At 72.2% G+C, this 6250-nt stretch carries 6 protein-coding genes and 1 pseudogene; 5 read left to right on the top strand and 2 right to left on the bottom strand.

Features of this window, described 5'->3' with window-relative positions:
- Window positions 1-767: pseudogene (locus HLB15_RS21775) on the top strand (hypothetical protein); the annotation flags it as partial.
- On the opposite strand, the gene HLB15_RS21770 reads toward HLB15_RS21775, so the two are convergent.
- Window positions 715-1137, bottom strand: coding sequence for a hypothetical protein (locus HLB15_RS21770; protein WP_171108604.1), 423 nt, complete (start codon window positions 1135-1137; stop codon window positions 715-717). The pseudogene HLB15_RS21775 and the gene HLB15_RS21770 sit on opposite strands and share 53 nt — an antisense overlap.
- A gap of 285 nt (window positions 1138-1422) precedes the next feature.
- On the opposite strand from HLB15_RS21770, the gene HLB15_RS21765 reads away from it, so the two are divergent.
- Window positions 1423-1671, top strand: coding sequence for a WhiB family transcriptional regulator (locus HLB15_RS21765; protein WP_026365970.1), 249 nt, complete (start codon window positions 1423-1425; stop codon window positions 1669-1671).
- A gap of 113 nt (window positions 1672-1784) precedes the next feature.
- On the opposite strand, the gene HLB15_RS21760 is transcribed toward HLB15_RS21765, so the two are convergent.
- The gene (locus HLB15_RS21760; protein WP_171108606.1) at window positions 1785-3263 is read right to left on the bottom strand and encodes a sensor histidine kinase; all 1479 of its coding nucleotides are present in this window, start codon (window positions 3261-3263) and stop codon (window positions 1785-1787) included.
- A 147-nt stretch (window positions 3264-3410) separates the two neighbouring features.
- Between HLB15_RS21760 and HLB15_RS21755 the strand changes: the two genes are divergently transcribed.
- From HLB15_RS21755 to HLB15_RS21745, 3 genes are all read left to right on the top strand, one after another.
- On the top strand, window positions 3411-3935 hold the full coding sequence (locus HLB15_RS21755; protein ID WP_171108602.1) for a DUF2505 domain-containing protein: 525 nt from the start codon (window positions 3411-3413) through the stop codon (window positions 3933-3935).
- 193 nt (window positions 3936-4128) lie between these two features.
- Window positions 4129-5472 carry an ABC transporter substrate-binding protein gene (locus HLB15_RS21750; RefSeq protein ID WP_171108600.1) on the top strand — a complete coding sequence of 448 codons (1344 nt, stop codon included), beginning with the start codon at window positions 4129-4131 and terminating at the stop codon, window positions 5470-5472.
- Window positions 5473-5682: 210 nt separating this feature from the next.
- On the top strand, window positions 5683-6250 hold a 568-nt coding region (locus tag HLB15_RS21745; RefSeq protein WP_171108598.1), incomplete at its 3' end, for an extracellular solute-binding protein.

Raw genomic sequence — 6250 nt, 5'->3', positions numbered from 1 at the left:
AAAGCGGGCACGTCCCGGGTGACCCGCCGTGGCTGCCCGCGCTCCCGACGCGGGCGACCGCCGCCGACCTGCCTCCGCCCCGACGCCGCGACCGGCGCGGCCTCGTGCTCGCCCTCGGCGACGACCCGGACGGCCGATGCCGCACGACCGTCACCTGGGACCCGGCCGACGGCCACCTCGCGGTGCTCGGCGGAGCCCGGTCAGGACGCACGACGGCACTGGTCACGGCCGCGCTCGCCGCCCTGGACCGCGGCTGGGCGGTGCGCGCCGTCACCCGTGACGCGGCGGGTCTCGCCGCCCTGCGGGACCGTCCGGGCTACCGGGGCAGCCTGCTGCCCGAGGACGCAGCGGCGCTGCCGGGCCTGCTCGCCGGGGAGGGGCAGGGCGCCGTCGCGGCGCGCGCGGACACCGGGAGCCGGGACGGCACCGCGCACCGGACCCTCGTCGTCGTCGACAGCGCCGAGGATCTCGCCGGGGCACTGCCCCAGGCGGCGCTGCGGTCAGGAGCCGTGTTCGCGGTCTCCGCCGGCAGCGCGTCGGTGGGCGGGCTCGCTTCATGGGTCGGTCCGCGGCTCGTGCTGCTCGGCACCGACCGGGCGTCCGACGTCGTGCTCGGGGCGCCCGCGTCGGTCGCGGGGACGGGCGGGCCGCCCGGCCGCTCCGTGTGGTGCGGCCGCGGCGGACCGGTCCTCTGCCAGGTGCTGGAGCCGCGCCTCAGTCCGCCTGGCGGGTCTGCGACGTCGCCGCGACCACCGACGGCGTCATGAGCAGCACGATCACCGCGACGGCGACCGCGAGGGCGAGCCAGCCGCCGGCCAGCGTGAGCCCCGTCGCGCTGCCGACGGCGGCCACCGCGCCGATGACCTGGAAGAGCTGCCAGGTGATGACGGGGCCGCGCCCCCACCGGCGACCGGCCAGAAGTGCGCGCGCGGAGACGGCCAGCACCCAGGCCACACCCAGGAGGAACACAACCAGAAAGAGGCTCACTCCCACAGAAGAGGAACCGCCCGTAAGGAGCTCCCCAAGTAACACCACGGCAAATGCCACGAGGCCCAGGATCTCGGCCACCACGCCGATGACGAGGGCACGGAGAAACGCCGGAACTCCGGGCGCGAAAAAGGCTTCCAGTACGGGCATGACGGACTAGGATACTGGTGAGCGCACTATTCACAATAGTGTGACGGATACCTCACGGTTCACGCCTCAGAAACTTCGCCGTAACCCCTTGTGCGCACCTTCACGAGCGTGTGAACCTAGATGCAGCAAGCCACACACCCTCGAACGCACCCCCCGTCGGTCGCCGCTGGCGCTCAGAGATCGCGAACGATCCTCCACCAGAGCTGCGCGCCCCAGACGCACGACGACGATGCTCCCATCTGGCGAGCCGGACGGCGGGTCGTCCCTTCCAAGGAGTACGTGACCATGGACTGGCGCCACCGCGCAGCATGCCTCGAAGAGGACCCCGAACTGTTCTTCCCGATCGGCAACACGGGCCCCGCCCTGCTGCAGATCGAGGAGGCCAAGGCAGTGTGCCGCCGCTGCGACGTCGTCGACACCTGCCTCAAGTGGGCGATCGAGTCCGGCCAGGACGCCGGCGTCTGGGGCGGCATGAGCGAGGACGAGCGTCGCGCCCTCAAGCGCCGCACCGCGCGCGCCCGCCGGGCGGGCTGACGCTCCCCCACAGCCTTCCCGTGAGCCGCGCCTGAGCAGACCCCCACCGCTCAGGCGCGGCTCACGTCGTTCCCGGGGCATCCGACCGGCACGCCTGCCGGCCGGACACGGCCTCAGGACCGTGCGGCCTCCCCCGCACGGAGCACGAGCTGCAGCTCGACCTGCGTGCCCCCGCCCTCGCGGGCCGACCACTCGATGGTCCCGCCGAGCTCGTTCGTGACGAGCGTCCGCACGATCTGCGTGCCGAGGCCGCTGCCCGGCCCCCGCTCGCCCGCACCGTCCTCGGGGATGCCGACACCGTCGTCGGCCACCACCACGCGCAGGTCGGCGTTGTCCCGCTCGACCACGATCTCGACCGTGCCCGACGTCCGGCCCACGAACCCGTGCTCGACGGCGTTGGTGACCAGCTCCGTCAGCACCAGCGCGAGCGGCGTCGCGTCCTGCGCGGGTACCATGCCGAACGACCCGGTCCGCACCGTCCGCACGGACGTGCCCGCCGAGGCGACGTCGGCCGTCAGCCGCAGGGCGCGCCCCACCATGTCGTCGAGCTCGACCTGCTCGTCGAGGGTCTGCGAGAGGCTCTCGTGCACCAGGGCTATGGTCGACACCCGCCGCATCGCCTCCTCGAGCGCCTCACGTGCGGCCGGCACGTCCATGCGCCGCGCCTGGAGCCGCAGCAGCGCCGCGACCGTCTGCAGGTTGTTCTTCACTCGGTGGTGGATCTCGCGGATCGTCGCGTCCTTGGTGATCAGCTCCCGCTCGCGGCGGCGCAGCTCGGACACGTCACGGCACAGCAGCACCGCGCCGATGCGCTGCCCGCGGTCGGTGAGCGGCATCGCGCGCAGCGACAGCGACACCCCGTGCGCCTCGATGTCCGTGCGCCACGGCGCGCGGCCCATCACCACGAGCGGCAGCGACTCGTCGACGGGCTGCAGCTTCTCCACGAGGTCCGCCGTCACCTCGACGAGGGACTGCCCGACCAGCGGCCCGATGACGCCGAGCCGGTGGAAGCACGACAGCGCGTTCGGGCTCGCGTACAGCACCTCACCCTCGGAGTTGAGCCGGATGAGGCCGTCGCCCACGCGCGGCGCACCGCGTCGCGACCCCGTCGCCGCGTTGGTCATGGGGAACTCGCCACGCGGGATCATCGCCACGAGGTCGTCGGCGGCCTCGACGTAGTTGAGCTCCAGGCGCGACGGCGTGCGGCCGGACCCGAGGTTGGTCTGCCGCGCGACCACCGCGATCGCCTTGTCCTTGTGGACGACCGGGATGGCCTCCTCGCGCACCGCGTACGCGCCGAACCACCGCGGCTCGCGGGCACGCTGCGCCTTGGCCTCCTCCATCGCCCGCGCGAGCTGCGGCCGCTGGCCCTCGGGCGCGAACGAGCCGACGATGTCGTCGTAGTGCACCGTCGAGCCCGTCGAGGGCCTGCACTGGGCGATCGCGACGAACCGGCCGTCGTCGGTGGGCAGCCACAGCACGAGGTCCGCGAACGCGAGGTCCGAGACCACCTGCCAGTCACCCACCAGGAGATGCAGCCACTCGACGTCGGCCGGCTCGAGGTCGGCGTGCTCAAGGATCAGGTCACTCATCGCGGACACGGCCCCAGCCTATGCCGGAACGGCCCACGAGCCGCCGGGGCGCCCGGCCCGCGGTCGGCTTCGCTCCCGGCGGCCGGTCACGGCGCGTCGGTTAGAGTTCCACCACCGGCACGCCCCGTCGGCGCGAGGAGGAAGCCAGTGCAGCTGACAGTGGATCTGACGTTCCCCGCCACCATCGACGACGTCGCCACGATGCTCGCGGACGAGTCGTTCGTGCGGTGGCGCGCCCAGCGTTCCACCGGCTCCGTGAACGGCGTCGTCGAGCAGGCCGACGTCACGGGGACCGCGGAGGACGGCTTCACCGTCGTCGTGCGGCGCACCCTCCCGACCGACATCATCCCCGTGCAGGCCCGGCCGCTCGTCGGCGCGCACCTCGAGATCCGCCAGGCCGAGGCGTGGGAGGCGGCCTCCGAGGGCCGGCGCACCGGCACGGTCGCGGTCGAGATCCTCGGCGCACCGGTCCGCGTCACGGGCACCTCGATCCTCGCCGCGCTGCCGGACGGCGACACGCGGCTCACCTACACGGGCGACGTCCGGGCCACGGTGCCGCTGTTCGGTGCCGTCATCGAGGAGGCGGCGGTCGCCGCCGTCCGCACCACGCTCGAGACCGAGGCGGAGGCGGGCCGCGACTGGCTCGCCGGACGACGCTCCGGCACCGCCTGAACCGACCCGTCCACGCAGGTCACCGGCCGGCGCACCGCCCGATCTGCACCCCGTCCCGCAACCAGGTCGTGAACTCGCCCTGCCGCGCCTGGATCACGTTGTGCGAACATTCGTGTCTGATGTGCGCATGTTTGTGCTCTCATATCGCTCTCACGACTTGACACGCATGAGTCCTGACCACTGAGGAGTCCCAGTGCCCAGCAACATCGGACCGGTTCGACGCCGCCCGCTCGCGCGACGGCGCGCGGCCGCCGCCGCGCTGACGGTCTTCGTCCTGCCCCTGACCGCTTGCGGCTCGCTCCTGGGGCAGAGCCCTGCGGGCGACGACGGCGCGGACGGCCCGATCACGCTCACGGTGTCCACCTTCAACGACTTCGGCTACACGGACGAGCTCCTGGCCCAGTACACGGAGGAGAACCCGAACGTCACCGTCGAGCACGTCGTGGCGCCGACCTCGGACGAGGCCCGCCTCGCGATGCTCAAGGCCTTCACGACGGGGGACGGCTCCGAGCTGGCCGACGTCGTCGCGGCCGAGGTCGACTGGCTGCCCGAGCTCATGGAGCACTCCGACCTCTTCGAGGACCTGAGCGACCCCGAGGTCTCCGAGCGCTGGGTCGACTGGAAGGTCCAGCAGGCCACCACGGCCGACGGCAAGCTCATCGGCTACGGCACCGACATCGGCCCGGAAGCGATCTGCTACCGCGCCGACCTGTTCGAGGCGGCGGGGCTCCCGACCGACCGCGAGGAGGTCGCGACGCTGCTCGGCGGCGAGAAGGCCACCTGGGAGCGCTACTTCGAGGTGGGTCGACAGTTCACCGAGCAGTCGGACGCCGCATGGTTCGACGGCACGACGGGCACCTTCCAGGGCATGGTCAACCAGCTGCCCGCCGCGTTCGAGGACCCGGCGACCCGGCTGCCCACGGACCTCGCGCTCAACAACGAGGTGCGCGCGATCTACGACCAGATCACCCGCGCCGTCGCGGACGGCCTGTCCGCGGGCCTCGAGCAGTGGACCCCCGAGTGGACGGCGGGCTTCCAGTCGAACGCGTTCGCGACGATGCTGTGCCCGGGCTGGATGATGGGCCCGATCGAGTCCTACTCGCCCGGCGTGCAGGGCTGGGACGTGGCCAACGTCTTCCCGGGCGGCGGCGGCAACTGGGGCGGGTCCTTCCTGGCCGTGCCCTCGGCCGGCGCGTACCCCGAGGAGGCCAAGAAGCTGGCCGCGTGGCTGACCGCGCCCGAGCGCCAGACCACGGCGTTCGAGACCTCCGGCACCTTCCCGTCGCAGATCGAGGCACAGGCGTCCGAGGCCGTCCAGAGCTACGTGAACCCGTTCTTCAACAACGCGCCGGTCGGCAAGATCTTCACCTCCCGTGCGCAGTCGATCGACGGTGCGCCGTACAAGGGCCCGTACTACTTCCAGATCCGTGACGAGATCAACAACGCGCTGGCCTCGGTCGACGCGGGCAGCAGCAGCCCGGAGATCGCCTGGAACCAGGCCGTGCAGACCGCGAAGGGCATCCGCATCAGGCAATGACCGGGCCACGGTTCGCCCGCTGCCCGTCTTGACACGGGGCGGGCGCCCACGCCACGATCACTGCCCGTGGGAGCGCTACCACCCCTAGCTCTGGAAGCGCTCCCAACACCGGTACGCCGCCGTGCCCGCACGCGACCACCGAAGCTCGAACCTGTTTCACGACCAATGTCCTGGACGCGAGACGTCCTACGCACGACAAGGGAGTCCCCAGTGCTGAGCAGTACCCGACCCACCCGGCGCCCCGTCGCCCGTACCCTCCAGGTGAGCGCCGGCGTCGCCGCCGTCGCTCTCGCCCTCACCGCCTGCGGCGGGGGGTCCGAGGAGGGGTCCGGCGGGGACGACGGTCCCATCACGCTGAAGGTCGCGACCTTCAACGACTTCGGCTACACCGAGGAGATGCTCAAGAAGTACACCGACGAGCACCCGAACGTGAAGGTCGAGCACATCAAGGCGGCGACGACCGACGACGCCCGCAGCAACATGACGACCAAGCTCGCCGCCGGTGGCGAGGGTCTGGCCGACATCGAGGCCATCGAGGTCGACTGGCTGCCCGAGCTGTCGCAGTACCCCGACCTGTTCACCGACCTGGCCGACCCCGAGCTCGAGGGCCGCTGGGTCGACTGGAAGGTCCAGCAGGCGACCACGCCCGAGGGCAAGGTCATCGGCTACGGCACCGACATCGGCCCCGAGGCCATCTGCTACCGCGGCGACCTGTTCGAGGAGGCGGGGCTCCCCTCCGACCGCGAGGAGGTCGCGGAGCTCCTGGGCGGCGAGGACG

This window comes from Promicromonospora citrea (assembly GCF_013004695.1).
Classification (GTDB): Bacteria; Actinomycetota; Actinomycetes; order Actinomycetales; family Cellulomonadaceae; genus Promicromonospora; species Promicromonospora citrea.
Note: the sequence above shows the minus strand (reverse complement) of the source record. Positions and strands in the feature narration are given on the sequence as shown.